21 protein-coding genes are annotated in these 24,756 nt (G+C 73.3%); 9 read left to right on the top strand and 12 right to left on the bottom strand.

What is annotated here, in order from left to right:
- Window positions 1-5 precede the first annotated feature (5 nt).
- Both ABH931_RS04875 and ABH931_RS04870 read right to left on the bottom strand, forming a co-directional pair.
- Entirely contained in the window at window positions 6-569 is a 564-nt protein-coding gene (locus ABH931_RS04875; protein ID WP_370110222.1) for a phosphonate degradation HD-domain oxygenase, read from the bottom strand.
- Window positions 563-1,639, bottom strand: a complete 1,077-nt coding sequence (locus tag ABH931_RS04870; protein WP_370110220.1) for a TauD/TfdA family dioxygenase — start codon at window positions 1,637-1,639, stop codon at window positions 563-565. Before ABH931_RS04870 ends, ABH931_RS04875 begins: the two co-directional genes overlap by 7 nt.
- A 296-nt stretch (window positions 1,640-1,935) precedes the next feature.
- On the opposite strand from ABH931_RS04870, the gene helR reads away from it, so the two are divergent.
- Entirely contained in the window at window positions 1,936-4,107 is a 2,172-nt protein-coding gene (helR, locus tag ABH931_RS04865; RefSeq protein WP_370110218.1) for an RNA polymerase recycling motor ATPase HelR, read from the top strand.
- A 38-nt stretch (window positions 4,108-4,145) separates the two neighbouring features.
- The gene (locus ABH931_RS04860) at window positions 4,146-4,553 is read left to right on the top strand and encodes a VOC family protein (protein WP_370110216.1); all 408 of its coding nucleotides are present in this window, start codon (window positions 4,146-4,148) and stop codon (window positions 4,551-4,553) included.
- A 149-nt stretch (window positions 4,554-4,702) separates the two neighbouring features.
- Here the strand turns inward: ABH931_RS04860 and ABH931_RS04855 are convergent, their stop codons facing one another.
- A complete protein-coding gene (locus ABH931_RS04855) occupies window positions 4,703-5,164 on the bottom strand; it encodes a VOC family protein (protein WP_370110215.1) in 462 nt (153 codons plus the stop codon).
- A 59-nt stretch (window positions 5,165-5,223) separates the two neighbouring features.
- On the opposite strand from ABH931_RS04855, the gene ABH931_RS04850 reads away from it, so the two are divergent.
- Window positions 5,224-5,670: a MarR family winged helix-turn-helix transcriptional regulator gene (locus ABH931_RS04850; protein WP_370110213.1), complete on the top strand. Its 447-nt coding sequence runs from the start codon at window positions 5,224-5,226 to the stop codon at window positions 5,668-5,670.
- Between the two features lie 100 nt (window positions 5,671-5,770).
- Here the strand turns inward: ABH931_RS04850 and ABH931_RS04845 are convergent, their stop codons facing one another.
- Together ABH931_RS04845 and ABH931_RS04840 are read right to left on the bottom strand one after the other, a co-directional pair.
- A complete protein-coding gene (locus ABH931_RS04845) occupies window positions 5,771-8,704 on the bottom strand; it encodes a tetratricopeptide repeat protein (protein ID WP_370110212.1) in 2,934 nt (977 codons plus the stop codon).
- A gap of 48 nt (window positions 8,705-8,752) precedes the next feature.
- Window positions 8,753-8,968, bottom strand: coding sequence for a hypothetical protein (locus ABH931_RS04840; protein ID WP_370110210.1), 216 nt, complete (start codon window positions 8,966-8,968; stop codon window positions 8,753-8,755).
- Window positions 8,969-9,428: 460 nt separating this feature from the next.
- Between ABH931_RS04840 and ABH931_RS04835 the strand changes: the two genes are divergently transcribed.
- The gene (locus tag ABH931_RS04835) at window positions 9,429-10,199 is read left to right on the top strand and encodes a thioesterase II family protein (RefSeq protein WP_370110208.1); all 771 of its coding nucleotides are present in this window, start codon (window positions 9,429-9,431) and stop codon (window positions 10,197-10,199) included.
- Window positions 10,200-10,220: 21 nt separating this feature from the next.
- Here the strand turns inward: ABH931_RS04835 and ABH931_RS04830 are convergent, their stop codons facing one another.
- Window positions 10,221-10,628: a hypothetical protein gene (locus ABH931_RS04830; protein ID WP_370110206.1), complete on the bottom strand. Its 408-nt coding sequence runs from the start codon at window positions 10,626-10,628 to the stop codon at window positions 10,221-10,223.
- Window positions 10,629-10,742: 114 nt separating this feature from the next.
- Here ABH931_RS04830 and ABH931_RS04825 point away from each other — a divergent pair, with 114 nt between their 5' ends.
- Window positions 10,743-11,681, top strand: coding sequence for a CehA/McbA family metallohydrolase (locus ABH931_RS04825; RefSeq protein ID WP_370110204.1), 939 nt, complete (start codon window positions 10,743-10,745; stop codon window positions 11,679-11,681).
- An 84-nt stretch (window positions 11,682-11,765) separates the two neighbouring features.
- Here the strand turns inward: ABH931_RS04825 and ABH931_RS04820 are convergent, their stop codons facing one another.
- Genes ABH931_RS04820 through ABH931_RS04810 form a run of 3 tightly spaced genes read right to left on the bottom strand, consistent with a single transcriptional unit; the run spans window position 11,766 to window position 15,379 of the window.
- A complete protein-coding gene (locus ABH931_RS04820; protein ID WP_370110202.1) occupies window positions 11,766-13,337 on the bottom strand; it encodes a PTS transporter subunit EIIC in 1,572 nt (523 codons plus the stop codon).
- Window positions 13,338-13,384: 47 nt separating this feature from the next.
- Entirely contained in the window at window positions 13,385-14,335 is a 951-nt protein-coding gene (murQ, locus tag ABH931_RS04815) for an N-acetylmuramic acid 6-phosphate etherase (protein WP_370110201.1), read from the bottom strand.
- Window positions 14,336-14,341: 6 nt separating this feature from the next.
- A complete protein-coding gene (locus ABH931_RS04810; RefSeq protein WP_370110199.1) occupies window positions 14,342-15,379 on the bottom strand; it encodes a MurR/RpiR family transcriptional regulator in 1,038 nt (345 codons plus the stop codon).
- Between the two features lie 203 nt (window positions 15,380-15,582).
- Here ABH931_RS04810 and ABH931_RS04805 point away from each other — a divergent pair, with 203 nt between their 5' ends.
- Both ABH931_RS04805 and ABH931_RS04800 read left to right on the top strand, forming a co-directional pair.
- On the top strand, window positions 15,583-17,319 hold the full coding sequence (locus ABH931_RS04805) for an ABC transporter permease (RefSeq protein WP_370110197.1): 1,737 nt from the start codon (window positions 15,583-15,585) through the stop codon (window positions 17,317-17,319).
- A gap of 44 nt (window positions 17,320-17,363) precedes the next feature.
- Complete coding sequence (locus ABH931_RS04800) at window positions 17,364-18,704, top strand: nitrate/sulfonate/bicarbonate ABC transporter ATP-binding protein (RefSeq protein WP_370110195.1); 1,341 nt, start codon at window positions 17,364-17,366, stop codon at window positions 18,702-18,704.
- 45 nt (window positions 18,705-18,749) lie between these two features.
- Here ABH931_RS04800 and ABH931_RS04795 read toward each other — a convergent pair whose 3' ends face one another.
- From ABH931_RS04795 to ABH931_RS04785, 3 genes are all read right to left on the bottom strand, one after another.
- On the bottom strand, window positions 18,750-19,424 hold the full coding sequence (locus tag ABH931_RS04795) for an MBL fold metallo-hydrolase (protein ID WP_370110193.1): 675 nt from the start codon (window positions 19,422-19,424) through the stop codon (window positions 18,750-18,752).
- 146 nt (window positions 19,425-19,570) lie between these two features.
- On the bottom strand, window positions 19,571-20,344 hold the full coding sequence (locus tag ABH931_RS04790; protein WP_370110191.1) for a VOC family protein: 774 nt from the start codon (window positions 20,342-20,344) through the stop codon (window positions 19,571-19,573).
- Between the two features lie 342 nt (window positions 20,345-20,686).
- A complete protein-coding gene (locus tag ABH931_RS04785; RefSeq protein WP_370110190.1) occupies window positions 20,687-21,373 on the bottom strand; it encodes a TetR/AcrR family transcriptional regulator in 687 nt (228 codons plus the stop codon).
- 174 nt (window positions 21,374-21,547) lie between these two features.
- Between ABH931_RS04785 and ABH931_RS04780 the strand changes: the two genes are divergently transcribed.
- Together ABH931_RS04780 and ABH931_RS04775 are read left to right on the top strand one after the other, a co-directional pair.
- Window positions 21,548-23,029, top strand: coding sequence for a cytosine permease (locus ABH931_RS04780; protein ID WP_370110188.1), 1,482 nt, complete (start codon window positions 21,548-21,550; stop codon window positions 23,027-23,029).
- Window positions 23,013-24,725: an amidohydrolase gene (locus ABH931_RS04775; protein ID WP_370110186.1), complete on the top strand. Its 1,713-nt coding sequence runs from the start codon at window positions 23,013-23,015 to the stop codon at window positions 24,723-24,725. Before ABH931_RS04780 ends, ABH931_RS04775 begins: the two co-directional genes overlap by 17 nt.
- The last annotated feature ends 31 nt before the right edge of the window (window positions 24,726-24,756 follow it).

Raw genomic sequence — 24,756 nt, 5'->3', positions numbered from 1 at the left:
CCACGCTAAGGCGTTCCCGCCAGCTCCGCGAGCATCGGCCGGTAGTGGCCGAAGTCCGGCACGGCGACGGTCGTGTCCTTCGCGTCGTCGTCCCAGCGGCGCAGCCGGACCGCGTCGGCCCCGTACGGCTCGGCGGCGAAGCGGTCCGCCTCGGCCGGGGTCATCGGGCCGCCCTGGAGGGAGAGCGTGTGGACCGAGGCCGGGGACAGGCGGGCGAAGTACGCGGGCTCGGTTGCGCACAGGTAGCGCTTGGCCGCGACGTGGAGCCGGACTGGCTCGGTGACGGCGGGGCCGAACCAGGGCGCGAGCCAGTCGGCGCCCTGGTGGCTGTGCCGGTTGTCGCGCTCGCCCGCCATCAGCTCGCGGCCGTGGACGGCGCCGCGGAAGTGGCCGACGTCGTGCAGGAGCGCGGCGGCGACCAGCGCGGGCGGCGCCCCGTCGGCCTGCGCGAGGGCCGCGGCCTGGAGCATGTGCTGGGCCTGGGTGACGTCCTCGCCGAGGTAGTCGTCGGCCCCCTCCCCCGCGAAGAGGTCGGCGATGGCGTCCACGATCTGTTGCGGCGTCAGCACGGCTGTGCCTCCTTGCGCTTCAGCACGTCGATGGTGCCGAACAGGTGGTCCAGGTCCGCGTAGCAGCCCTGGAGGTGACGGGCGCCGCCGCGGGCGAACGCGGTGCGGGCGTGGAGCAGGCGGGTGTTGTCGAAGACCAGGCAGTCGCCGGGGCCGAGCCGGAAGTCCAGTTGGCGCTCCGGCGCCAGCAGCAGCCGGGCGAAGGCCCGGTAGGCGGCGTAGAACGCCTCGGTCTTCTCGGCGGGCAGGCGCAGGGTACCGAGCGAGCGGTTGTTGAACCGCACCTCGCGGACGCGGCCCGCCGGGTCGGCGGCGATGAGCGGGCGGTGGGCGCTGAGCTCGGTGGTGTCGTCGCGGAAGGCGAACGGCACGGACGTACCGGTCAGGGCCGCGAACGCCGCGGGCTCCTGCGCGCGCAACGCGGCCGCCGCGGCGAAGCCGTCGACGAGGCCCGAATCGCCGCCCTCCGCCTCGTTGACGAGGCAGTGCAGGAGCTGCAGGGTCGGCACCGGGTCCCGGTAGGGGTTGTCGGTGTGCGGGGTGATCGCGACGTTGGTGAAGGCGAGGTTGTTGGGCCGCTCCTCGACGCGGACCTCGAACTGCGGGCCGTAGTTGGTCTCGCGGACGTAGCCGAAACTGAGCGCGACCTGCTGCGCCTGGCCGTCCCGGAGCGGGACGTCGCGCAGCAGGCAGAAGCCGAGGCGGGCGACGGCCTGGAGCATGCGCAGCCGCTCGGCGTCGTCGTCGAGGTAGGCGGCCCAAGTCGTCTCGGGCAGGCCGTCCGCGAACCGGGCCGCGGTCCCCCACAGCTCCTTGCCGTCCTCGGTTCGCGGGTCCGGCTCCGCCGCGCGCTGGAGCCACTCGGCCGTGTAGCGGGAGACGTGGCCGTCGTTCGCCCAGACGACCTCCCAGCCCTCCTCGTCGCCGTCGACCGGACGCACGTTCGCGACGCCGAGGTCGTCGGGGAGGTCGGTGATCTGGAAGAGCTTCTGGTCCGTCAGCGGATCACGGCAGTCGGGGCAGGAGCAGTTGTCCCGCAGCCAGATGGCGGGGACGTCGGCAGGCAGCATGGGCCCTCGTTTCGGGTCGGCCAAAGTTGTATAGCCAACTTTGGCCCGCGGGCCTCGCCCTTCGCAAGCAACGCCCGGATGAACGCAGGACCAACCCCCGGCGGCACAGGCCGGCAGTGGAGCGTGAACAGGTGGAGTCCCACACCCGGTGGATTCACGGGGTGGGCTTGCTCGGTCGGGAGGAGAAGACACTCCCCGCCACTTACAACCTATAGCGCATGGGGGGCCTTGCGGCAAGGCCCCCTTCGGGGCGCACAATCGTCGGCCTAGGTCGTATACCTGCCGAAACAGGAGCTATGAACCCTCTTGCCACCAGTGCGTTCGATCTGTCCGACCGGCTCGCGGCCAAGGCCGATCCGGCCCTGATCGGGCGCGACGAGCGCCACTTCGCCGCCGTCGCACGGCGCCTCGCGGAGGCGATCGCGGAGCTGGACGCGCAGTTGGACGAGGCGCGGAAGGCACCGGGCGGGGTGGGGCGGGCCGCCATGGACCGGGACGCCGAGGTGCACCGGATCAGCGGCCGGCTGCGGGCGCTGCGCCGGTTCGGGCTGGACCTGTGCCTCGGGCACGTCGTCGCCGCGGGGGACGCCGAACCCGTCTACATCGGGCGCCTGGGCCTCACCGACGCGGACGGCAGCCGGCTGCTCGTCGACTGGCGCTCGCCCGCCGCCGAACCCTTCTTCGCCGCCACCCACGGCCACCCGATGGGCCTGGCCAGCCGCCGCCGCTACCGGTGGACCCGCGGGCGGATCAGCGACTACTGGGACGAGGTGTTCACCGCCGACGGCCTGGAGGGCCGGGCCGCGCTGGACGACCAGTCGGCCTTCATCGCGAGTCTGGGCGGCAACCGCTCCGAGCGGATGCGGGACGTGCTGGCCACCATCCAGGCCGACCAGGACACGATCATCCGCGCCGGCTCGCGCGGTGCGCTCGTCGTGGACGGCGGCCCCGGCACGGGCAAGACCGTCGTCGCGCTGCACCGCTCCGCGTACCTGCTCTACTCCGACCCGCGCCTCGGCCACCGACGCGGCGGCGTCCTGTTCGTGGGCCCCCACCAGCCCTACCTCGCCTACGTCGCCGACGTCCTGCCGAGCCTGGGCGAGGAGGGCGTGCGCACGTGCACGGTGCGCGACCTGGTCGCCGAGGGCGCTGCGGCGTCGGAGGAGCGGGACCCGGAGGTGGCGCGCCTCAAGGCCACGGCGGACATGGTCAAGGCGATCGAGCAGGCCGTGTCGATCTACGAGGAGCCGCCCACCGAGAGCCTGGTGGTCACCACCGACTGGGCGGACATCCACCTGACCGCCGACGACTGGGCTGACGCCTTCGCCGCCCCTGATCCGGGCACCCCTCACAACGAGGCGCGCGAGCAGATCTGGGAGGAGCTGGCGGCGATCCTGATGGACCGGCTCGACCTGGAGGACGGCGGCGTCTCCCCCGAGTCGTTCCTCCGCTCGCTGCGGCGCGACGAGGAGCTGGTCACCACCCTGAACCGGGCCTGGCCGCTGCTGGAGGCCACCGACCTGGTCGGCGACCTGTGGTCGGTGCCCGCGTACCTGCGCCTGTGCGCGCCCTGGCTCGGCCGCGACGAGGTCCGCGCGCTCCAGCGGGAGGACGCGCACGCCTGGACCGTCGCCGACCTGCCGCTGCTGGACGCGGGCCGCCGCCGCCTCGGCGACCCGGAGTCGGCCCGGCGCAAGCTCCGTCACGACGCCGCACTGGCCGCGCAGCGGGAGCGGATGGCGAGCGTCATCGACGACATGCTGCACGCCGACGACGACGGCGAGGGCGCGGTGACGATGCTGCGCCACGCGGACCTGCGCGAACACCTGGTCGACGAGAGCGCCCTCGCGACCGCCGAGCCCGACCTGCCGGCCGGTCCGTTCGCCCACATCGTCGTGGACGAGGCGCAGGAACTGACCGACGCGGAGTGGCAGATGCTGCTCCAGCGCTGCCCCTCGCGCAGCTTCACGATCGTCGGTGACCGCGCCCAGGCGCGGCACGGCTTCACCGAGTCCTGGCGCGAGCGGCTGGAGCGGGTCGGGCTGGACCAGGTGGAGCTCGCCTCCCTCAGCGTCAACTACCGCACGCCGGAGGAGGTCATGGCGCAGGCCGCACCGGTGATCCGCGCCGTCCTGCCGGACGCCAACGTGCCGACCTCGATCCGCAGCAGCGGCGTCCCGGTCACCCACGGCCCGGTCGCCGAGCTGACGGCGATCCTCGACACCTGGCTGGCCGAGCACGACGAGGGCATCGCCTGCGTCGTCGGGGCGCCGGGCTTCGAGAGCACGGCCCGGGTCCGCTCGCTGACGCCGGAGCTGACGAAGGGCCTGGAGTTCGACCTGGTCGTGCTGGTGGACCCGGAGTCCTTCGGCGAGGGGATCGAGGGGGCGGTGGACCGCTACGTCGCGATGACACGCGCGACACAGCGACTGGTGATCCTCACTTCCGCCGCCGGGCAGGCAGGATGACAAGCTGAACGCATCCGCACCGCAGGCGAGGGGGACGCATGTCCGACGAACAGGCCACCACCGTCCGTGAGCTGAGGCTCGTGGTCACCGCCGCCGACTACGAGGAGGCGCTGCGCTTCTACCGCGACGTCCTCGGCCTGCCCGAGCGCGCGGCGTTCGCCTCCCCGGACGGTCGGGTGACCATCCTGGAGGCGGGCCGCGCCACGCTGGAGATCGCCGACCCCGGCCACGCGGCCTTCATCGACGAGGTCGAGGTCGGCCGCCGGGTGGCCGGGCAGATCCGGGTCGCCTTCCAGGTGGACGACTCCCCCGCCATGACCGCCCGCCTCGCCGCGGCGGGCGCGGAGGTCCTGGCCGAACCGACCCCCACCCCGTGGAACTCCCTCAACTCCCGCCTGGAGGCCCCGGGCGCGCTGCAACTGACGCTCTTCACCGAGCTGGGCTGACGCTCGGTCGGCCCACTACCGGTGCAGGCGGAGATCCCAGGGGGCGTCGACCGTGGAGGACGGACGCCCGTTCCTGGTCCTGCGACCTCAGCCAGTGGAAGAAGCAGCCGCCTTCCATCGGACAGCCGCTCGGGCAGGGCAATCCATCGTCACGCCGTTCCGGTACCGAGGGAGGCACTCGGCGACGGTTCGCCGGGCCCGGCCTCGTACGACTGGAGCTCGACGAGGTGCCCCTCGGGGTCGCGCAGGTGCGCGGTGCGGAGGCCGGGGCCCCAGGCGGGGCGGTCCGTGGCCTCGGTGACGAGGGTGCCGCCGTGGCGCAGGCACAGGGCCAGGGCCGCGTCGACGTCGTCGACGCGGCAGACGAACATGGCGCGGTCCTGCGCGGCCGGGGCTGCGGTCGGCAGCTCGGCGGTGCCGATCGTCGCGGCCAGCGCGGCGCGGTCGAAGAGGACGAGGATCGCCTGGTCGTCGACGTCCCAGTTGGCGTAGGGGCCGGCCGCCGTGCCCTTCATCAGCCGGGCGCCGAACAGTTTCGGGAGCACGGCGTCGTAGAACCCGAAGCTGTCGGCGAAGCGGTCCACCAGCAGGCGAGGGTGCAGAGCGTCCATGGGAGGCACTCCAATTGATGGGTTTTCACCTATGATTGGTCGGCGCCTATAGTCCTACCATGGACGCGCCCACCACGCACCCGCCGACCCTGACCGCACTGACGACCTACCTGCTCTCCCGCACCGGCAAGGTCGCCCGGCAGCGTCTCGCCGAACGGCTGGCCGCGCGGGACGTGCGGCTGTGGCACATGGCCGTCCTCGCCGCGCTCGCCGACTTCGGGCCGCACGCCCAGCGCGACCTCGCGCTGCGGCTCTCCCTCGACCGAAGCGACGTCACCAAGCTGGTCGAGGAGTTGGGCGCACTCGGCCAGGTCGCGCGGACACGCGACCCGGCCGACCGGCGGCGGGTCACCGTCGCCATGACGGAGGCTGGCCGCGCCGCGCTCGCCGAGCTCAACGCGGAGGCGGAGGCGGTCCAGGACGAGATCCTGGCGCCGCTGGGGACCGACGAACGGGAGCAGCTGGCCGCGCTGCTCGGGCGGGTGTTCGCGCACCTCGACGCCTGACCACCGGTTCGCAGCGAAGAAACTCCGCCCGGCCCCGAGCCCGCTGACGCCACCTGATCGGCAGCCGAACCCTCGCGCCGGTCACGGCGCGGGGGTCGGCTCATGCCGAGGCGGAGGACCAGGTGGCGAGCAGGGCCCTGGCGGCGGCGGCCTCCGGGGCGCCGAGGCGGTCGTAGAGGGTGGCGGCCTGTTCCAACTCCCGTAGGGCCCGCGGATGGTCGCCTGTCGCCTCGGCGCAGCGGGCGGAGCCCTCCAAGGCGTAGGCCTCCTCCATGGGGCTGCGGCACTCTCGGGCCAGCAGGAGCGCCTCCTGGTAGTAGGCGTCCGCCGCGGCCGGTCCCTCCGCGTCGACGGCCAGGGCGCCCATCCGCGTGAGCACGACCGCCTCACCCGGACGGTTGCCGATCGCCCGGTAGATCTCCCGCGACTGCGCGAACAGACGCGCCGACGTCACCAACTCGCCGGTCAGGTGCAGCGTGTGGCCCTCCTCCCGCAGGGTGGCCGCCTCCCCCTGGCGGCTACCGATCGCCTTGTAGATGACCCGCGCCTGCTGGAACAGCGCGACCGCCGCCGGGTAGTCGCCGCGACGGTTCCGCGAACGGCCCAGGTTCCAGAGCGCGTTCGCCTCGCCCTGGCGGTTGCCCAGGTCGCGGAACATGACCAGTGCCTGCTCGTACCGCTCCACCGCGGCCGCGAAGCTCCCGGTCTCGTGCAGCAGATGGCCCAGATCGTGCAGGGTGCTGGCCTCGCCCAGCCGGTTGCCGACCGACCGGTGCGCGTCCAGCGCCCGGGTCAGCAGGTCGAGGCCGGCGTCGGGGTCACCGTTGGAGTAGCGGGCTCGGCCCAGATCACGCAGGGCCGCCGCCTCGCCGTGGCGGTCGTCGGACTCCTGGTACATCGCGACCGCGCGCTCCTGCAGTGCCGCCGCCTCGGGGTAGTCGCCCGTCAGCAGCCGGACCCGGCCCAGGTCGTTCAGGACGCCCGCCTCGCCGTGCCGGTCGGCGATCTCCTGGAAGCCCGTGAGGCTGCGTTCGAGCAGCTCGGCGGAGACGACGTAGTTGCCGGTCACGTACTCGGAGCGGCCCAGGTCCCAGCGGGCCTCGGCCTGCCCGCGCCGGTCCCCGAGCTCGGTGAGCAGGCCGAGCGCCCGCCGGTGCGCCTCGATGGACGCGGGGTACTCGCCCAGGGCGTGCCGGACCCGGCCCAGGTCGCCCAGCGCGGCAGCCTCTCCGCGCGCGTCACCCTGCTCGCGCGCGGCCGAAGCCGCTGCCGCGTGCAGGTCGGCCGCCTCGGCCCAGGCGCCGTCCAGCTGGAGGAACGGCGCCAGGGCCGAGGTCAGCGCGACGGTCCGGTCGGGCCTGGCGGGCTCGCGCCCGGGCGCGGACACGGGCGCGGGCGCGAACACGGGCGCGGGCGCGTCGTCGCCGGGTGCGGCCAACAACGCGACCAGGTTGTCGCGTTCGGTCCGGAGCCACCGCAGCGCGGCCGCCCGGTCGGGCAGCGGGACCACGACACCCGGCACCGCGCTCGCGTCGGCGTCCACGTCGGTGACCGCGCGGGCGAAGAGGGCTGATCGCGGCAGCCGGAGGTTCGCCTGCCGCATCGTGTACTGGTAGTGGTCGAGCAGGCGCTCCAGCGCCGCCTCGTCCTCGTGCGTCCGGCCCGCGTCCCGCCGCAGCCGGCGGGCGTGCAGGCGGACCAGGTCGTGGAAGTGGTAGCGCTGGGCCACGCGTTGGGACAGCAGGTGGTGGTCGAGCAGTGACTCCAGCAACCGCTCCGCGCCGCGCAGGTCCGTGCCGAGCAGGTTGGCCACCGAGGCTGCGTCGAAGTCGGGGCCGGGGATCAGTGCCAGCAGCCGGAACAGCCGCTGCTCCGGTTCCGGGAGGGCGCCGTAGGAGGTGTCGAAGACGCTGGCGACCGTGCGGTCCTCGTCCTCGAGCCGGTCCAGCCGGTGACGCTCGTCCCGCAGCTCCTCGACGAGATCGGCGACCGAGAGCACGGGACGGTGCCGCAGCCGCGCCGCCGAGATGCGCAGCGCCAAGGGCAGGTGCCCGCAGAGCGCGACCAGTTCACGCAGCGCGTCGGGGTCCTCGGCGTCGGCCGCGCGGCCCGGCCCGGTCGCCTCGCGCAGCAGCGCGAGGGCTTCGTCGTCGGAGAGCGTGTCGAGCGCGAGGCTGTGCGCGTCGTCCAGTCCGGTCAGCCGCCTGCGGCTGGTGACCAGGACCAGGCAGCCGGGGCCGCCCGGCAGCAGCGGGCGGACCTGCGCGGTGCTGGTGGCGTTGTCCAGCAGGACGAGGACCCGCCGACCCGCCAGCCGGTCACGGTAGAGGGCCGCACGGGCGGCGAGCTCCTGCGGGATCTGCTCGGGGGCGGTGCCCAGCGAGCGCAGCAGCTGGCCGAGCGCCTCGACGGGGAGCAGCGGCGTGGTCCCTGGCGTGTGGCCCTGGAGGTCGACGAAGAGCTGGCCGTCGGGGAAGTCCGGCCGCAGGCGGTGCGCGACATGGACCGTCAGGGCGGACTTGCCGATCCCGCCCATCCCGTCGACGGCGGAGATCATCACGGTCCGCGCGGAGTCGGCGCCCCGATCCGGGCTGCCGAGCGCGAGCAACTGCGTGACCTCCGCGGTCCGGCCGGTGAACAGCCGGGTGTCGGGGGGCAGCTGGCACACGGCGCGGTCCTGCTGCGGGTCGCGCGGCTGGGTCTGCCACGACGGCGCCTGCGCCTGCCGGGCGCCGTCGGACGGGCGCTCGGCGTCGCCGGACGGGCGCGCCGCGGCGGCGAGCAGCCGGGCGCGGCCGGCCTCGTCGAGGTCCAGGGCCCCGGCCAGGCGGCTCACGGACGAAAGTCTGGGGCGGCGGTGGCCGGCTTCCAGGACGTTGATCGTGTGGGCGGACACGCCGGAGCGCTCTGCCAGTTCCTCCTGCGTGAATCCGGACCTGAGCCGGGCCTCGCGCAACAGGCCGCCGAATTCCGCCACCGACCTCGTCCCCCCGTGGGCGGCCCGGTGCGCGGCGGGCTGATCCGGTCGCGCCATGATCACGGGCCGAGGGGCGCCATGCTAACCCGGATCGGTGAACACGCGTCAACCGCTCCGAACGGTGGACGTCTCCTCCGGCCAGTGGTACTCGACCCCGCTCGGGCCCTCGGCGCCACGGCGGTAGACGGACCCAATGCCCGGCCGGAGCCGGATCACGCCGGGCAGCTGCTCGTGCGGGCGGCAGGGATACCGCATCGCCGCACCGTCGTCGGGGCCGCCGAGGAAGACGATCGGCGGCAGGTGACCCGGTACGGGTCCCATGGCGGCCATCCCCGAGATCAAGGCCCGTCCACCCCCCTCTTCCCTTCCTCCCTCTGACGCGTCACACGACGCGTCACCTGACGCGGAACCGCGCCGTCCGACCGTCGGGCGGACCGGGGCGCGCGGGCGGTCAGCCGCGTGCGCCCCGGCCTGCGTCACGGTCGCGGCCGTGCCCACCCCCGTTCACGTCGGCACGGCCACTCGTCGGGCCCGCAGGGCCGCCGCTCGTACGAACTCCCGACGCTCCGATCCTCGGGTGTCACGTCTGCCACGACCATGACGTACGCCTGACGTTTGCCTGGCGCTTCGCCGATGCCCTTCACCGGTGCCCTTCACCGATGCGCTTCACCGGTGCCCCTCACCGGTGAGGTGCGCCGCACTGCCGCCGACGCCGGACGGTCGCGTTGCGGCATGATCTCTGTGGTTCCCTGCCCGCCACGACCCGAGGACGCAGCAACCGATGTCCACCCCGTACGGAACCGCTCACAACGCGAACCCCTGGCTGACCACGCTCACCCCGCGCCCGGCGGCCCGGCTGCGGCTGGTCTGCTTCCCGCCGTCGGGCGCCGGCACCAACTTCTACCGGCCGTGGGCGGCCCGACTGCCGCAGGACGTCGAGTTGCTCGCCGTCCGCCTGCCGGGACGGGAGGACCGCTACCGGGAGGCGCTGATCGAGGACTACCCCACCGCCGTCGCACGGCTGCACACCGCGCTGCGCCCGGTCTTCGACCAGCCGTACGCGCTGTTCGGCCACAGCATGGGCGCGCTGCTGGCCTACGGCGTCGCCCTGGCCTCCGCCCGCCTCGGCGCTCCGGCGCCCGTCCGGCTGCTGCTCAGCGGCGCCGGCGGTCCCGGCACCGAGCCGCCGAAGGCGGGGCGCGGCACCTGGAGCGACGAGGAGATCGTCGCCGACCTGCGGGAGATGGGCGGCACACCGGAGGCGGTGCTCGACCACCGGGAGCTGCTCGACCTGATCCTGCCGGTGCTGCGCGCGGACTACACCCTGTGCGACGCCTTCTACGCGGACCCGCCCACCAGCCCGCTCCTGGACTGCCCGCTCACCGTCCTCGGCGGCGCCAAGGACCACTACACGCCGCAGGACCTGGCCCGCTGGACCCGGGTCAGCACGGGTCCGGCGACCCACCACACCTACCCCGGTGGGCACTTCTTCGTGGTCGGCGAGTCGGCGGACGCCGTGCTGGCGACGCTGACGACGGAGCTGGCCGGCTGACGGGCCGCCGGGGCGGGCCCGTCAGCCGGTGGACGGACGGGGTGCGTGGTTGATGACGAGACCGGTCAGCTGGTTCGCCTGCACCACGGTGGCCGGATCGCCGTTCACCGTCATCGTGACGGTCGTCCCGGCCGTCTCGCGGAGCGCGGCCAGTTCACGCAGCAGCACCTCGACGACCGCCCGGTCGGCCAGCAGCGCCTGTTGGAACCGCTCGGTCAACTCCTGTGCCACCCGGAGCCCCACCTCCTTGTCGCCGCTCTCCCCGGCCGCGACGAGCTCGGCCCGGATCGGCTCGATCTCCCCCTCCGCACCGGGGCGCCGCAGGACCCGGCCCGCCAGCTCCTTGGCCCTACCCCACAGATCCCCGGCCGCCGCCTTCACCACCGTCGTGGCGGCCAGTGACGCGAGCGTCACCAACTCCTCGTCCACCGCTCCCCCTTCGTGTCCCTGTCAGCACCACCGTAGCGAAGGGCGCGGAACCTGCGCCCCCGATCCGCACGTTCCCTGTCCGACGGGTGCGGACGCGGCGAGGGGTGGGGCACGATGGGCGGGGCCGGCTGGTACCGGGGCGACTGCCACGTCCACTCGGTTTACTCCGACGGCGAGCTGACGCCTGACCAACTCACGGCCGAGGCGCTCGCCGCCGGGCTCGACTTCCTCGCCACGACGGAGCACAACACCGCTGCCGCGCACGGCGAATGGAGCGCTGCTCGGGCGGCGGGCCTGCTCGTCGTCACGGGCGAGGAGGTGACCACGCGCACCGGGCACTGGCTCGCCCTCGGCATCGAGGCGGGTGAGGTGGTCGACTGGGACTACGGCGTGCGGGACGGCGCGCTCGCGCGTCACGTGGCCGCCGTCCGCCGGGGCGGCGGGCTCTGCGTCGCCGCGCACCCCCACGCGCCTTATCCCTCCGGGGACTTCATGTTCCCCCTGGAATGCCTCGACGTGGTCGAGGTGTGGAACGGGCGATGGAGCTCCGACCTGCCCTGGAACGCCGACAACGAGGCGGCCCTCGCCGAGTGGGGCCGACGGATCGCCGGCGACCTCCTGGCCACCGGCCGTTGGCAGCCCGCCATGGGCAACAGCGACGCACACCTGCCCGGCCAGCTCGGAACGCCGCAGACGGTCGTCCACGCCGCGTCGCCGACCACCCCCGCCCTCCTCGACGGGCTGCGCGCCGGGCGCAGTTGGATCGCGGAGTCGGCGGCGGTCCAGCTGGACTTCACGGCGGAGGCGGCGGGCCGCACGGCGGGCGTCGGCGAGACGCTCGACACCGGCGGCTCCCCCGTCACGGTGCGCGTCAGGGTCTCCGGCGTCGAGGACGGCAGCGTCCGGTTCCACACGGAGCGGGGCAAGGTCCATCGCGCGGGCCTCGAGGCGCGGTGGACCACCTCCGCCCGCGAATCGCTCTTCGTCCGCGTCGAGGTCCGGCACCCCGACGGTGGGATGGCGGCGCTGACCAACCCGATCGTGCTGCGCTGAGCGCCGCCCGGCAGGCGTGGGCGGCGCTCGGTGCTGGGTGCTGGGCGCTCGGTGCTGGGTGCTGGATGGTCGACCGGTGGCCGGTCAGGCGGCGGAGGGGATCCGCTCGCTGTCCTGGGCCTCCTCGGTGCGCTCGACGGCGGTCAGCCTCGGGGCGGGTGCCTCGGCGGTCTCCGGCTCGTCCGTGTTCAGCTCGGCGAGCATCGACCTGGTGAAGCCGAAGAAGTACGTCGCCAGGAAGCCGACCAGGTAGCCGACCAGCAGCCCACCCGCGTAGACGAGGATGGTCGCGCCGAGGTTCTGGTCGCCCTTGAGCAGCGGGAAGAGCGCCCAGCCCGAGGGGCCGATCGCGGTGGACCCCACCGCCGTGCCCAGCATGTTGAACAGGCCGACGAACGCGCCGCCCGCCGCGCCGCCGATGCAGGCCGTGACGAACGGGCGGCCCAGCGGCAGGGAGACGCCGTAGATCAGCGGCTCGCCGACGCCCAGGAACCCGGCCGGGAGCGCGGACTTGATGGTGGCGCGCAGCGTCGCGTTCCGGCGCGCCCGCAGGTAGACCGCGATCGCGCAGCCGACCTGGCCGGCGCCCGCCATGGCGAGGATGGGCAGCAGCACGGTGTAGCCCTGCTGCTCGATCAGCGTGGTGTGGATCGGGATCAGCGCCTGGTGCAGGCCCAGCATGACGAGCGGCAGGAACAGCCCGCCGAGGATCAGGCCCGCGAAGGCGCCGCCGTGCGCCAGCAGCCAGGTGGCGCCGGTGCCGATCCCGGTGGAGACCTCACCGGCGAGGAACATCAGGCCGAAGAGCGTGACCAGACCGGTGACCAGCAGCGTGATCGTGGGTGTGACCAGGACGTCCAGCGCCTCGGGCACGAACCTGCGGCACTGCTTCTCGATCCACACCGCCAGTGCGGCCGCCGCGAGCGCGCCGAGGACGCCGCCCTGCCCCGGCGCGAGCTTCTCGCCGAAGACGGAGACGTTCGCGACGCCGGCGTAGACGATCACGGCCGCCGCCGCGCCGCCGAGGATCGGTGTGCCGCCGAACTCCTTGGCGGTGTTGTAGCCGACGAAGACGGCGATCAGCGACATGAACCCGGAGGCGATCGAGGCCAGCGCCGGGCTGATCGCGGGAAGCCAGTGCAGGTTGACGAGCAGTCCGTTGATGCCCGCGATGATGCCCGCTCCGATCAGGGCCGGGATCAGGGGGACGAAGATGTTCGCGATCCGGCGCAGCAGCAGCTTGACCGGGGTGGCGTTCCGCTCCTTCTGCGCGGCGCGCAGGGCCGCGCCCTGGGTGGCCAGCTCGTCCGCGGTGAGCGTGTGGTGCTGCTCATCCGCAGTCCCGCCCGTCCCGCCCGTCCCGCCCGTCCCGCCCGTCCTGCCCGTCCTGCCCGTCCCGTCCTCGGCGACCAGCCGCTCGAACTCCGGCGTCACCCGCGCCACCGTGCCGGGACCGAGCACGATCTGGTACGTGTCGTCCTCGACGACGCCCATGACGGCCGGGACGGCCTTGAGCGCGGTGTCGTCGACGAGCGACCGGTCGCGCAGACCCAGCCGGAGGCGGGTCATGCAGTGGGCGACGGAGGTGACGTTGTCGGCTCCTCCGACGAGCGGGAGGATCGCGGCGGCGGTGGCGCGGTTCTTGTCGTCAGACATGGTGCTGGCCTTCTGCGAAGGGGTTCCGGACGGGGGAGTGAGGCGCGCTACGCGGCGTCGAGCAGCGCGTCGCGGAGCCGGCCGTGGTGCTCGGCGAGCAGGCGGGCGGCGGTGGGGGCGTCGACCTGGCCGAGGACGACCAGGATCGCGTTCTTGACCTCGCCGCCGGTCGCGGCGAGGGCGTCCTCGATGACCGCGCCCTCGGCGCCGGTGGCGAGGGCGACGATGCGGCGGCAACGGGCGCGCAGCTTCTCGTTGCTGGCGCGGACGTCGACCATCAGGTTCCCGTAGGTCTTGCCCAGGCGGATCATGGTGATCGTCGAGATCATGTTGAGCACGAGCTTCTGCGCGGTCCCGGCCTTCAGCCGGGTCGAACCGGTGAGCAGTTCGGGGCCGACGACGACCTCGATCCCGTGCTCGGCGGCGGCCGCGAGCGCGGAGCCCGCGTTGCAGGAGAGCCCGACGGTCAGCGCGCCGCGCGCACGGGCGAGGTCGACAGCGGCGACGGCGTAGGGCGTACGGCCGGAGGCGCTGATGCCGACGACGGTGTCGTTCCCGGTCAGACCCAGCGCGTCCAGGTCGGCGGCGGCCAGCTCGCGGCTGTCCTCGGCTCCCTCGACGGCGGTGACCATCGCCGAGGCACCACCCGCGATCAGGCCGACCACCTGGCCTGGCGCGGAGTTGAAGGTCGGCGGGCACTCGCTGGCGTCCAGCACGCCCATCCGTCCGGCCGTTCCGGCTCCCGCGTAGATCAGTCGCCCACCCCGCGCCATCCGCGCGGCCACCCCGTCGATCGCGGCGGCGATCGCGGGCAACTGCGCGGCGACGGCCTCGGGGACGCTGCGGTCCTCGGCGTTCATCAGCTCGGCGATGCGCAGCGTGTCGAGCCGGTCGATCTCCCCGAGCTCGGGCCGGTGCGCCCCGGTGGCCAACTGCTCCAGCTGACGCTGCAGCTCGGCGTAGGGGGCGGCGGGGGCAGGGCTTGCGGTGCTGCTCACGGTGGGTCAGCTCCTCTTCGTCGAGGGGGTGGGGGTGGGGATCTCGGTACCGGGCCGCGCGGCGGCCGCCCGCGCGGCGGCTACCGGCACGACAGCGCCCGCTGCGCTCGAGCTCGGCGCGGCGGAGCCGGACGTGCCGGAGCCCGGCGTGGAGGTGCGGGCGCCGGGGGCGCTGCGGCGGGGGACGAGGGCCCGGTAGGTGGCCGCGAGGGCGGGCTGCGCGCTGGTGTAGCGGCGCTGGACGACGCCGATGCACAGGCAGTCGACGACGAGCAGCTGCGAGCTGCGCGAGGCCATCGCGGCGGGGCGCAGCTCCATCTCGCGGCCGGCGCTGCTCAGCAGCAGCCGGTCGGCGAGCCGGGCCGCACGCGAGCCGGGGCGGCTGGTGAGGACGACCGTCGTCGCACCGGCCTCGCGGGCGCGGCGCAGCGGTTCCAGGACCTCGCGGGTCTCACCGCTGTTGGTGACGGCGACGGCCACATCACCGGGCCGCAGGTGCACGGCCGCGGTCATCGCCAGGTGCGGGTCGGCCGCGGCGCCGGCCACCAGGCCGATCCGCAGCAGCTTCTGCATCAGGTCCTGCCCGACCAGCCCGGAGGCGCCGACCCCGAAGATCTCGACCCGCCGGGCCTCCGCGACCGAGTCGACAGCGGCGGCCAGCGCCTGCGGCGAGAGCTGCGCGGCCGTGTCGGCGAGCGACTGCCGCTCCTCGTGCGCCAGCTTGGCGATCACGTCGGCGATCGGGTCGTCGACGGCGATGTCGCCGGTCAGGGCGGGCGCGGACGCGGCCCTGCGGGCCGCGAGCCCGGCCAGGGCGAGTCGCAGCGCGCGGTAGCCGGGGTACCCGAGCAGGCGGGCGGTCCGCACGACGGTGGCCTCGCTGGTCCCGGCCCGCGCGGCGAGCGCGCCGACGGTCAGCCCGGCGCAGTCGGCGGGGTCACCGACGACCAGCGCGACCACGGCGGCCATAGCCTCCGTCAGCTGCGGCTCGACGGCCCGCGCCCGCGCCTCCAGCGCCTCCGGCGCGGGGGGCACGGAGGGCACGGAGGGCACGGAGGCTGCGGCAGTTTGCGGCGCTTTCGGGCTCATGCCTTGAAAGTTACTTTCAGCCCGGCCGGGCCCGCATGAGGCGAAGGTCCCGCGCAGCAGGTACGCCTTCCGGTTGGCCCGCGTCGTGTCGCCGCGGGACAGAGGCCACCCCCGTGGTGTCCTGTTGCCCGGACGCAGGTCGACGAGGAGGCGGACGGGTGTCGCGGTGGGACGGTTTCCCCACGCGGGGGGTCTGGCGACGGCCCGCGCTGCGGTGGGTGGACGTCGTGGTGGTCGCGGCGCTGGTCGCGCTGCTGTACGGGCTGCTGCGGCTGGCGCCGAGCCTGAACGCGCCGTTCCTGCCGGAGACCGCGCCGCAGGCGGTGTCCACGGACCCGGCGAACCTGCCGATGTACGCCGTGCGCTCGCTGCTGCGCATGTTCGTGGCGCTGATCGCCTCCGTCGCCTTCACCTTCGTCTACGCGACCGCCGCCGCCCGGCTGCGGCGCGCCGAGAAGGTCCTGCTGCCGATCCTGGACATCCTCCAGTCAGTGCCGGTGCTCGGCTTCCTCTCCGTCACGGTGACGGCCTTCATCAACCTCTTTCCCGGTTCCGAGCTCGGCCTCGAGTGCGCGTCGATCTTCGCTATCTTCACCGCGATGGCCTGGAACATGACCTTCGCCTTCTACTACGCGCTCATGTCCCAGCCGCGCGAGCTCGACGAGGCCGCCCGCATCATGCGGCTGACGAAGTGGCAGCGGTTCTGGCGCCTCGACGTGCCCAGCGGCATGATCCCGCTGGTCTGGAACGGCATGATGAGCTTCGGCGGCGCCTGGTTCTTCCTGGCGGCGTCGGAGTCCATCAGCGTCCTGAACCACACCTACGCCCTGCCCGGCATCGGCTCCTACGCCGCGGCCGCCATCGCCGACGGCAACCTGGGCCAGGTGGGGATCGCCATCGGCGTGATGGTCGTCATGGTGATCGGCGTCAACGTGCTGTTCTGGCGGCCGATGACCGCCTGGTCCGAGAGGTTCCGGGTCGAGGAGTCCGAGGCGGCCGAGCGGCCGCGCAGCCTCGTGCTGGACTTCCTGCGCCGCTCCCAGGTGCCCCATCTGGTCAGCAGGCCGCTGCGGCCCGTCGGCAGGGCGCTGGACCGGATCACCCGGCCGTTCGGGACCGCCGAGCACCCGCTCACCCGACCGGCGGTGCGGGAGCGCACCGGGGACGTGTTCTTCGCAGGCGCGGTCACGGTGCTGGTGGCCCTCGGGCTGTGGCGGGCCCTCGACTACGTGAACGCGACCGTCGGTCTCGGCGAGTTCTGGCACGCGCTCTGGCTCGGTGCGGTCACCTTCGGGCGCGTGGTGGTCCTGCTGGCCGTGGCGACGGTGGTCTGGGTGCCGATCGGGGTCTGGATCGGGATGAACCCCAAGGTCATCCGGTTCGCCCAGCCCGTGGTCCAGGTGCTGGCGAGCTTCCCGGCGAACTTCCTCTTCCCCTTCGCCACCGCCGCGTTCGTCACGCTCGGCATCTCGCTCAACGTGGGCGCGATCCTGCTGATGGCGCTCGGCGCGCAGTGGTACATCCTGTTCAACGTCATCGCGGGCGCCCAGGCCGTCCCGTCTGACCTGCGCGAGGCGATGACCAGCTTCGGTGTGGGCGGCCGGCTGAAGTGGCGCGCGTTCATCCTCCCCGCGATCTTCCCGTCCTACGTCACCGGCGGCATCACCGCGGCCGGGGGCGCCTGGAACGCCTCCATCGTCGCCGAGGTCGTCAGCTACGGCGACCACCACCTGACGGCCACCGGCCTCGGCGCCTACATCACCCATGCGACGGCGACGGGCGACTTCCCCGAGATCCTGGTCGGCATCAGCGTGATGAGCCTGTACGTCGTGGCCGTCAACCGCCTGTTCTGGCGCCGCCTCTACCGCCTCGCCGAGACTCGCTACGCCCTGTGATCGCCCTGTGATCCCCTCCTCCCCGCCTGCTTGGAGCGCACCAGATGACGTCCACCGCCTCCCGCCGGGGCTCCGCGATCGTGGCCGCCGATGGCGTGACGAAGACGTTCACCACCCCGGACGGGCGCGCGCTGCCGGTCCTGGACGACATCAGCCTCACCCTGCACGAGGGCGAGATCGTCGCCCTGCTCGGCAAGTCCGGCTCCGGCAAGTCGACGCTGCTGCGCTGCCTGGCCGGGTTGATCTCGCCGTCGGCCGGGACCGTCTCCTACCGGGGCGAGCTGCTCAACGGCGCCAACCCGGGCGTGGCGATGGTCTTCCAGTCCTTCGCGCTGCTGCCCTGGCTGACGGTGCAGCAGAACGTCGAACTCAGCCTCCAGGCACGCGGGGTGGAGGAGGCGCCGCGCGCGGAGCGGGCGCTGCGGGCGATCGACCTGATCGGGCTCGACGGGTTCGAGGGCGCGTATCCCAAGGAGCTCTCCGGCGGCATGCGGCAGCGGGTCGGCTTCGCGCGCGGCATCGTCGTCGAGCCGGACGCGCTCTTCATGGACGAACCGTTCTCCGCGCTGGACGTGCTGACGGCGGAGAACCTGCGCGGCGAACTGGTGGGCCTGTGGGAGGGGCACGAGGCGCCGGTCAAGTCGATCCTCATCGTCACCCACAACATCGAGGAGGCCGTGCTGCTGGCCGACCGCATCCTCGTCCTCTCCTCCAACCCCGGCCGGATCATGGCCGAGCTGACGGTCGACCTGCCCCGTCCCCGCAACCGCCAGGACGCCCGGTTCGAGGCGATCGTCGACACCGTCTACGGCCACCTCACCGGCCGCGAGGAACCGTCGGCCTCGGCGGAGACCGGCCCCGCCGGCCGCGAAACCCGGGCGGCGACGCCGATCAACACCCCGTTGCCGGACGTCAGCGTCGGCGGCCTGGCCGGTCTGCTGGAGGTTCTGGTCGGCCTGGGCGGCCAGGAGGGCCTGGCCGAGCTGGCCGACGAGCTCAACTTCGAGATCGACGACCTGCTGCCGCTGGTCGACGCGGGCGTCCTGCTGGGCCTCGCCCGCACCCGCGCCGCCCAGTTGGAGATCACCGAGGACGGCCGCGAGTTCAGCGCCGCGGACATCCTGACCAGCAAGCAGCTCTTCGCCCACCACGCGGCCGCCCACGCCCCGCTGATCCGCGCGATCGTGCAGACCCTCGCCACCACGCCGAACCACACCGTGCGCGAGGCGCTCTTCCTCGACCTGCTGCGCCGCGGCTTCTCCGCCGAGCAGGCCCGCAACCAGTTGGAGACGGCCATCGACTGGGGCCGCTACGGGGAGCTGTTCGACTACGACCACGACGATGCCGAGTTCACCCTGGAACCGGGCGCCGAGCGCTACCTCTGAGTCACCGGGTCGCGCAGAGCTCGCGCCGGCAAGGCGGGGCCGGCTTCACCGCACGGTTGCCGCGGCCGCCTGCCGCAGCGCGGCCGACGCGCCACGGGTGACCGGTTCGCCGTGCCCGAAGACCGCCGTCTCGACCTCCAGCCCGGCAAGCCGATGCAGCGAGTCGACGGCCCGGACGCGGTCGGTGTTGAAGACGCCCATCATGGTCCGGCCCACGTTGGCCACCGCGTCCCCGGTGAACAGCACCTTCGGCCCGGGCAGATGGAGCGCGATCGACCCGTCCGTGTGCCCGGGCACGGCGACCACCACGGCCCCGCCGCCGAACTCCAGCAGATCGCCGTCCTCCACCTCCCGGTCCACCCGGCAGGGCGGAGCCGCCGGCAGAGGCGGGAGCGCCGCCCTGATCGCCACCTCGAACTCCTCCAGCACGGGCGGCGCCCCGGCCGTCCGCCCCTGGATCACCGGCGCCTCCAGCCGATGGGCCACCACCTGCGCGCCATGCCGGTCGGCGAGTTCGGCGGCGGATCCCGTATGGTCCTCGTGCCAGTGGGTCAGCACGATCCGCCGCAGCTCACCGTCCAGTGCTTCTTCGATCTGTGCGGCGCAGTCCGCCGTGCCGGTGTCGATCAGCGTCACCTCCGAGCCGTCCCGCCACAGATAGGCCGAACCGACCGGGAAACGGAGCATACGCAGTCCTGGCAGTACCTCGATCACGTCCATGCCCCCAGCCTGCGTGGCCGGGCCAGCCGCCGCACGTGTGTTCACTGACGGCTCAGCCGACGCTCCCCGGGCGACTGTTCGTCCGGGGAGTGCTTCGGGTGCCACGCTTCAGGCCGCACGCTTCCGGCAGGAGGCAGCGGCCGTGGTCAGCTCGCGCGCGGGGCGAAGACGCCGAAGGTGGCGCCCTGCGGGTCGCGGACGACGGCGATCCTCGGCCCGTTCTCCATCTCCACGTCCACCGGCCCGTGCAGGACCTCGCCACCCAGCGACCCCGCCTTGGCGGCGGTCGCGTCCACGTCGGCGACCAGGAAGAACGGGTTCCAGTGCGAGGGGACCTCGGGCGGGAACTGGTCGCCCATGGCCATCACGCCGCCGAACATGGTGTCCGCGAGGCCGACCATCGGGTAGTCGTCGTCCGGCCAGACCCGCCAGCCGAGGGCGTCCTTGTAGAAGGCGACAGCGGCGGCCACGTCGCGGGTCGACAGGTCGATCCAGCCCAGGGAGTTGGGCACCTCGGCCACGCCGAAGCCGCTGAACTTCCCGGTCTGCCACAGCGCGAAGGGCGCCCCGGTCGGGTCGCTGAGCAGGGCCCAGCGACCCAGGTCGGCGACGTCCATCGGCTCCATCCACACCTGCGCGCCGGCGCCCTTGGCCTTCTCGGTGGCCGCCTCGATGGCGACGCCGGGGGTGGCGAAGGAGAGCAGCCACATCACCGGCTGCTGGGGGTTCATCAGCGGGGCCACGGCGGCCGCGGGCCTGCCGTCCAGCTGGAAGGTCGTGTAGCCGCCGAAGTCGGGATTGGGGTCGGTCTCGGCGGTCCAGCCGAAGAGCTCGCTGTAGAAGGACTTGGCCGCGTCCATGTCGCGGACGCTCAGCTGCGCCCAGCACGGGGCGCCGGGGAGGTTTCCGATGACCTGCAAGGCAGTTCCTCTCCACGTCGGTGGGAAGAGAGTCGGGGTCCCCATCCAATCCCGCGCCCGCCCCTGCCGCCACTCGACACTCCACGCGCATGCGAGGGATCTCAGCAGTCCGCCAGGCTCCCGGGTGCGGCGTAGCACAGGACCGTGACGTGCTGGTGCGGCTGCCACTGCTGCTCCACGGCCGCCAGGCGTCGAGCAGCGCGGACGGCGACAGCCGCGCGGTGGGCTGCTCGGGCCAGTTGCGCGGGTAGCCGTCGTGGAGGTGCACCTGGCGCAGCAGCACGGCCAGCGCGTCGAGTTCGTCCGTGGCCCGGGGCCGCAGGACCGGGAACCGGGCCTGCGTCACGAGACGGCGGCCTGCGCGCGGATCGCGGTGATGAGCAGGTCGACCATGAGCGGGAAGTTGCCCGGCGAGTCCAGCGGGGGGATGTGGTCGATGGTGGCGGCGAGGTTCGGGTACTCGGCCGCCGGGAGGTGGCGGTAGTCGACCTCCCAGGAGAGCAGGTCCGCCTGGCGCGTCTGCGGGGCGAGGGCGTGGAGGGCGGCCTCCATGCTGGAGTAGGCGAGCACCGCGTCCGCGAAGACGCGGTAGCAGCGAGCGGCCTCCGGCTCGGCCAGGCCCGCCCTGCGCATGCAGCCGAGGATGTGCTCGACCACGGCGAACTCGTGCGGACGGCGGGCGGTGCGCGCCGCGACGATCTGGCCGACCTGGGCGTGGCCGACGAACGCGTCGTGGATGCGTGTGGCAACGGCGCGCAGGTCCGCGGCCCAGTCGTCGGTGACCGGCAGTCCGTCCGCGGTGACCTCCGCGTGCAGGGCGTCGACCAGGGCCAGCATCAGCTCGTCCTTGTCGCGGAAGTGCCGGTAGATCGCGGTGGGGTGCGCCTCCAGCTCGCGGCCCAGCGCCGGGAAGGTGAGGGCGTCGATCCCGTCGCGGTCGGCGATGCGCAGCGCGGCCGCCACGATGACCTGCTGGTTCAAACTGCCGCGCGGCCGTCGTGGCTTGCGCTGCGGCGTCGTGGCGGCCATCGGGTCGGCTCCTCTCGTTCGGGCTCTGGGTTGCTCCGGCGTGCTCTCGTGTGCACGAGATCGTAACGGCCGACCGATCTCGACTCCCATAGTAGATGCCATTGACTAGGAGAGTGACTATCCCCACACTGGTGCCTCCGGAAGCTGCTCCTCCGCTCCTGCCAGGAGGCTCCTTTGACCGTCCCCTCCGCCAGAGTGACCGTCGACCCGGCCGGCGGGCCCACACCGCCGGCCGACGGACCGACCGCGTCCATCGAGGTCCACTCGATCGACTGGATCCCCGCCGAGGAACGCCACGGCCGCCCCGCCCACCTCGGCGCGATCTGGTTCGTCGGCAACATCAACCTCACCGCCATGGCCACCGGCGTCACCGCGCTCAGCATCGGTGCCGGCCTGATGTGGACGCTGATCGCCACCGTCCTCGGCTCGCTCTTCGGCACCTTCTTCATGGCCTTCCACTCGGCCCAGGGCCCCCAGCTCGGACTGCCACAACTCGTGCAGTCCAGGCCGCAGTTCGGCTATGTCGGCGCGGCCCTCACGGTCTGGGTCTTCGCGCTGGTCAACTACCTCGCGTACAACACCTCGGACGCGATCCTGTCCGGCGACGCGCTGCACACGCTCTTCGGCCTCGGCGAGGGCTACGGCTACTTCGTCGCCGCCTCGGTGGCCGCGCTGCTCGCGCTCTTCGGCTACCACTGGATCCACCGCGTCAGCCGCTGGCTGACCTGGCCGCTCGTCGCCGTCATGGTCGTGCTCAGCGTCGCCGCGCTCACCAGCAAGGGCCTGCCGCACGGCGCCTTCACCCTCGGCGGGTTCCACGCCGGAGCGTTCATGACGGTCTTCGTCATCGTCGCGGGCTTCCAGCTCGGCTGGGCTCCCTACGTCTCGGACTACTCCCGCTACCTGCCCGCCTCGGTGGGCGTCCGCACCACGTTCTGGTGGACCTACCTGCCGAGCGGCCTCTCCGCGGTCTGGGTCTTCGTGCTGGGCGCCGTCGCCGCCGCGGCCTATCCGACGCTGACGCCCGTGGGCGCGTTCAAGCACGTCGCCGACGACCTGGCCGGCGGGCTCGGCTGGGTGGTCGTCGCCGCGCTGCTGGTCGGGCTGCTCTCGGTGATGGCCATCAACCAGTACGGCGGGATGATGTCGATGATCTCGATCCGCGACAGCTTCTCCCCCGTCAAGCCGACCATCCGCATCCGCGCGCTCTGCATCGGCCTGATGTTCGTCCTGGTCTGGGGCATCGCCCAGTTCGTCGGCGTGGACCGGTTCAACACCTTCTACGGCAACGTACTGATCTTCCTCAGCTACCTCTTCACGCCGTGGACCGCGATCAACCTGGTCGACTACTTCTTCGTCCGGCGCGGCCTGTACTCGATCCGCGAGATCTTCAACCCGCAGGGGATGTACGGACGCTGGGGCTGGCGCGGCAACCTCGCCTACCTGGTCGGGATCGTGGTGATGGTCCCGTTCATGGTGACCACCCCCTTCACCGGCTCCGCCGCCGCCGCGCTCGGCGGCGGCGACTACTCGATGTTCGTCGGGCTGCCCGTGGCCGGCGTCGTCTACCTGCTGTTCTGCCGCTCGCTCGATCTGGACGCCGAGCGGCGCGTCGTCGAAGAGGAAGGTGTGCTCGACCTTGCGCACTCCCGTTGAGCTCCCCGTCAACCCCGTCTCCGCCCACATCGGCCCCGCCGACCTGGTGGTCACCGGCGCCCGGGTGCGCCTGGGCGCCGGGAGGTTCGCCGAGGCCGTGGCCGTCCGCGACGGCCGGATCGCCGCCGTCGGCGACACAGCCGACGTCCTGGAGCTGGCCGGCCCCCGCACCGAGCGCGTCCACGCCGACGGCGGGCTCGTCCTCCCCGGCTTCCAGGACGCCCACATCCACGCGCCCTTCGCCGGACGGAACCTGCTCCGGATCTGGCTCAACGACCTCGAAGGCCGCCAGGCCTACCTCGACGCGATCGCCTCCTACGCGGCGGCGCACCCCGAGGAGCCGTGGATCGTCGGCGGCGGCTGGGCGATGGAGTACTTCCCCGGCGGCGCACCCCGCAAGGAGGACCTGGACGCGATCGTGCCCGACCGCCCGGTGTTCCTCTTCAACCGCGACGTGCACGGCGCCTGGGTCAACTCCCGCGCGCTGGAGCTGGCCGGGATCGACCGCCACACCCCCGACCCCGCCGACGGCAGGATCGAGCGCGACCCGGCCACCGGCGAACCCACCGGCACCCTGCACGAGGGCGCGGCCTACTCCTTCAACGACCACCACGTCCCGCTGCCGGGCCGCTCCGAGTGGGAGGCGGCGATCCTGGCCGCGCAGACCCACCTGCACGCGCTCGGCGTCACCGGCTGGCAGGACGCCTGGGTCACTCCCGGCACGCAGGCCGCCTACCAGGCGCTCGCCGAGGACGGGCGGCTGACCGCCCGCGTCGTCGGCGCGCTGTGGTGGGACCGGCACCGCGGGCTGGAGCAGGTCGCCGACCTGCTGACCCGCCGCGAGCAGGGCCTGGCCGTCACCTCGCCCCGCGCCGGGTTGGGCGCGGGGTTCCTGCCGACCACCGTCAAGATCATGACGGACGGCATCCTGGAGAACCACACCGGCGCTCTGCTGGAGCCCTACTGCGACGGCTGCGGCGGCCACAGCACCAACTCCGGCCTCACCTACGTGGAGCCCGAGCTGCTCCGGGCGGCCGTGACGGACCTGGACCGGCACGGCTTCCAGGTGCACCAGCACGCCATCGGCGACCGCGCGGTCCGCATCGCCCTCGACGCCGTCGCGGCCGCCCGCCGCGTCAACGGACCCGGTGGCGACCACCGGCACCACATCGCGCACGTGCAACTGATCCACCCCGTCGACCTGCCCCGCTTCGCGGAGCTCGGGGTGGTCGCGAACCTGCAGGCGTACTGGGCCAAGAGCGAGCCGCAGATGGACGAGCTCACCGTGCCGTTCCTCGGCGAGGAGCGGGCGCGCCTGCAGTACCCGTTCGCGGGCCTGCTGCGCGCCGGTGCGCGGCTCGCCATGGGCAGCGACTGGGCGGTGACAACCGCGAACCCGCTGGAGCAGCTGGAGGTCGCGGTCACCCGCACCGACCCGGCCGACCGGGCGATCGCGCCGTTCCTGCCCCGGGAGCGCCTGCCGCTCGACGCGGCGGTGGACGCCTTCACGGCGGGCTCCGCGCACGTCAACCACGACGGGCAGGCAGGCGCGGTGGAGGTCGGCCGCCGGGCGGACCTGGTCCTGCTGGACCGTGACCTGTTCGCCCCCGGCTTCGCGTCCGGCGGGGTGGTCCCGGTCGCGGACGCGCGGGTGCTGCTCACCGTCGCCTCCGGCGAGGTGGTGCACCGGGCCTGAGCCCGGCAGCCGGCCCAGCCCGGGAGCCCGC

The sequence above is a fragment of the Streptacidiphilus sp. MAP12-33 genome (assembly GCF_041261265.1).
GTDB lineage: Bacteria > Actinomycetota > Actinomycetes > Streptomycetales > Streptomycetaceae > Streptacidiphilus.
The sequence above is the reverse complement of the archived record's forward strand: the minus strand, read 5'-3'. Positions and strand labels throughout refer to the sequence as shown.

Excerpts from the sequence above, each read along its gene's own strand:
- ABH931_RS04845 (WP_370110212.1), bottom strand. The coding sequence starts at position 8,704 with ATGGCGCGACCGGATCAGCCCGCCGCGCACCGGGCCGCCCACGGGGGG.
- ABH931_RS04800 (WP_370110195.1), top strand. The coding sequence starts at position 17,364 with ATGACGTCCACCGCCTCCCGCCGGGGCTCCGCGATCGTGGCCGCCGAT.
- ABH931_RS04850 (WP_370110213.1), top strand. The coding sequence starts at position 5,224 with ATGGACGCGCCCACCACGCACCCGCCGACCCTGACCGCACTGACGACC.
- ABH931_RS04835 (WP_370110208.1), top strand. The coding sequence starts at position 9,429 with ATGTCCACCCCGTACGGAACCGCTCACAACGCGAACCCCTGGCTGACC.
- ABH931_RS04795 (WP_370110193.1), bottom strand. The coding sequence starts at position 19,424 with ATGGACGTGATCGAGGTACTGCCAGGACTGCGTATGCTCCGTTTCCCG.
- ABH931_RS04785 (WP_370110190.1), bottom strand. The coding sequence starts at position 21,373 with ATGGCCGCCACGACGCCGCAGCGCAAGCCACGACGGCCGCGCGGCAGT.
- ABH931_RS04825 (WP_370110204.1), top strand. The coding sequence starts at position 10,743 with ATGGGCGGGGCCGGCTGGTACCGGGGCGACTGCCACGTCCACTCGGTT.
- ABH931_RS04870 (WP_370110220.1), bottom strand. The coding sequence starts at position 1,639 with ATGCTGCCTGCCGACGTCCCCGCCATCTGGCTGCGGGACAACTGCTCC.
- ABH931_RS04820 (WP_370110202.1), bottom strand. The coding sequence starts at position 13,337 with ATGTCTGACGACAAGAACCGCGCCACCGCCGCCGCGATCCTCCCGCTC.
- ABH931_RS04860 (WP_370110216.1), top strand. The coding sequence starts at position 4,146 with ATGTCCGACGAACAGGCCACCACCGTCCGTGAGCTGAGGCTCGTGGTC.
- ABH931_RS04840 (WP_370110210.1), bottom strand. The coding sequence starts at position 8,968 with ATGGGACCCGTACCGGGTCACCTGCCGCCGATCGTCTTCCTCGGCGGC.
- ABH931_RS04855 (WP_370110215.1), bottom strand. The coding sequence starts at position 5,164 with ATGGACGCTCTGCACCCTCGCCTGCTGGTGGACCGCTTCGCCGACAGC.
- helR (WP_370110218.1), top strand. The coding sequence starts at position 1,936 with ATGAACCCTCTTGCCACCAGTGCGTTCGATCTGTCCGACCGGCTCGCG.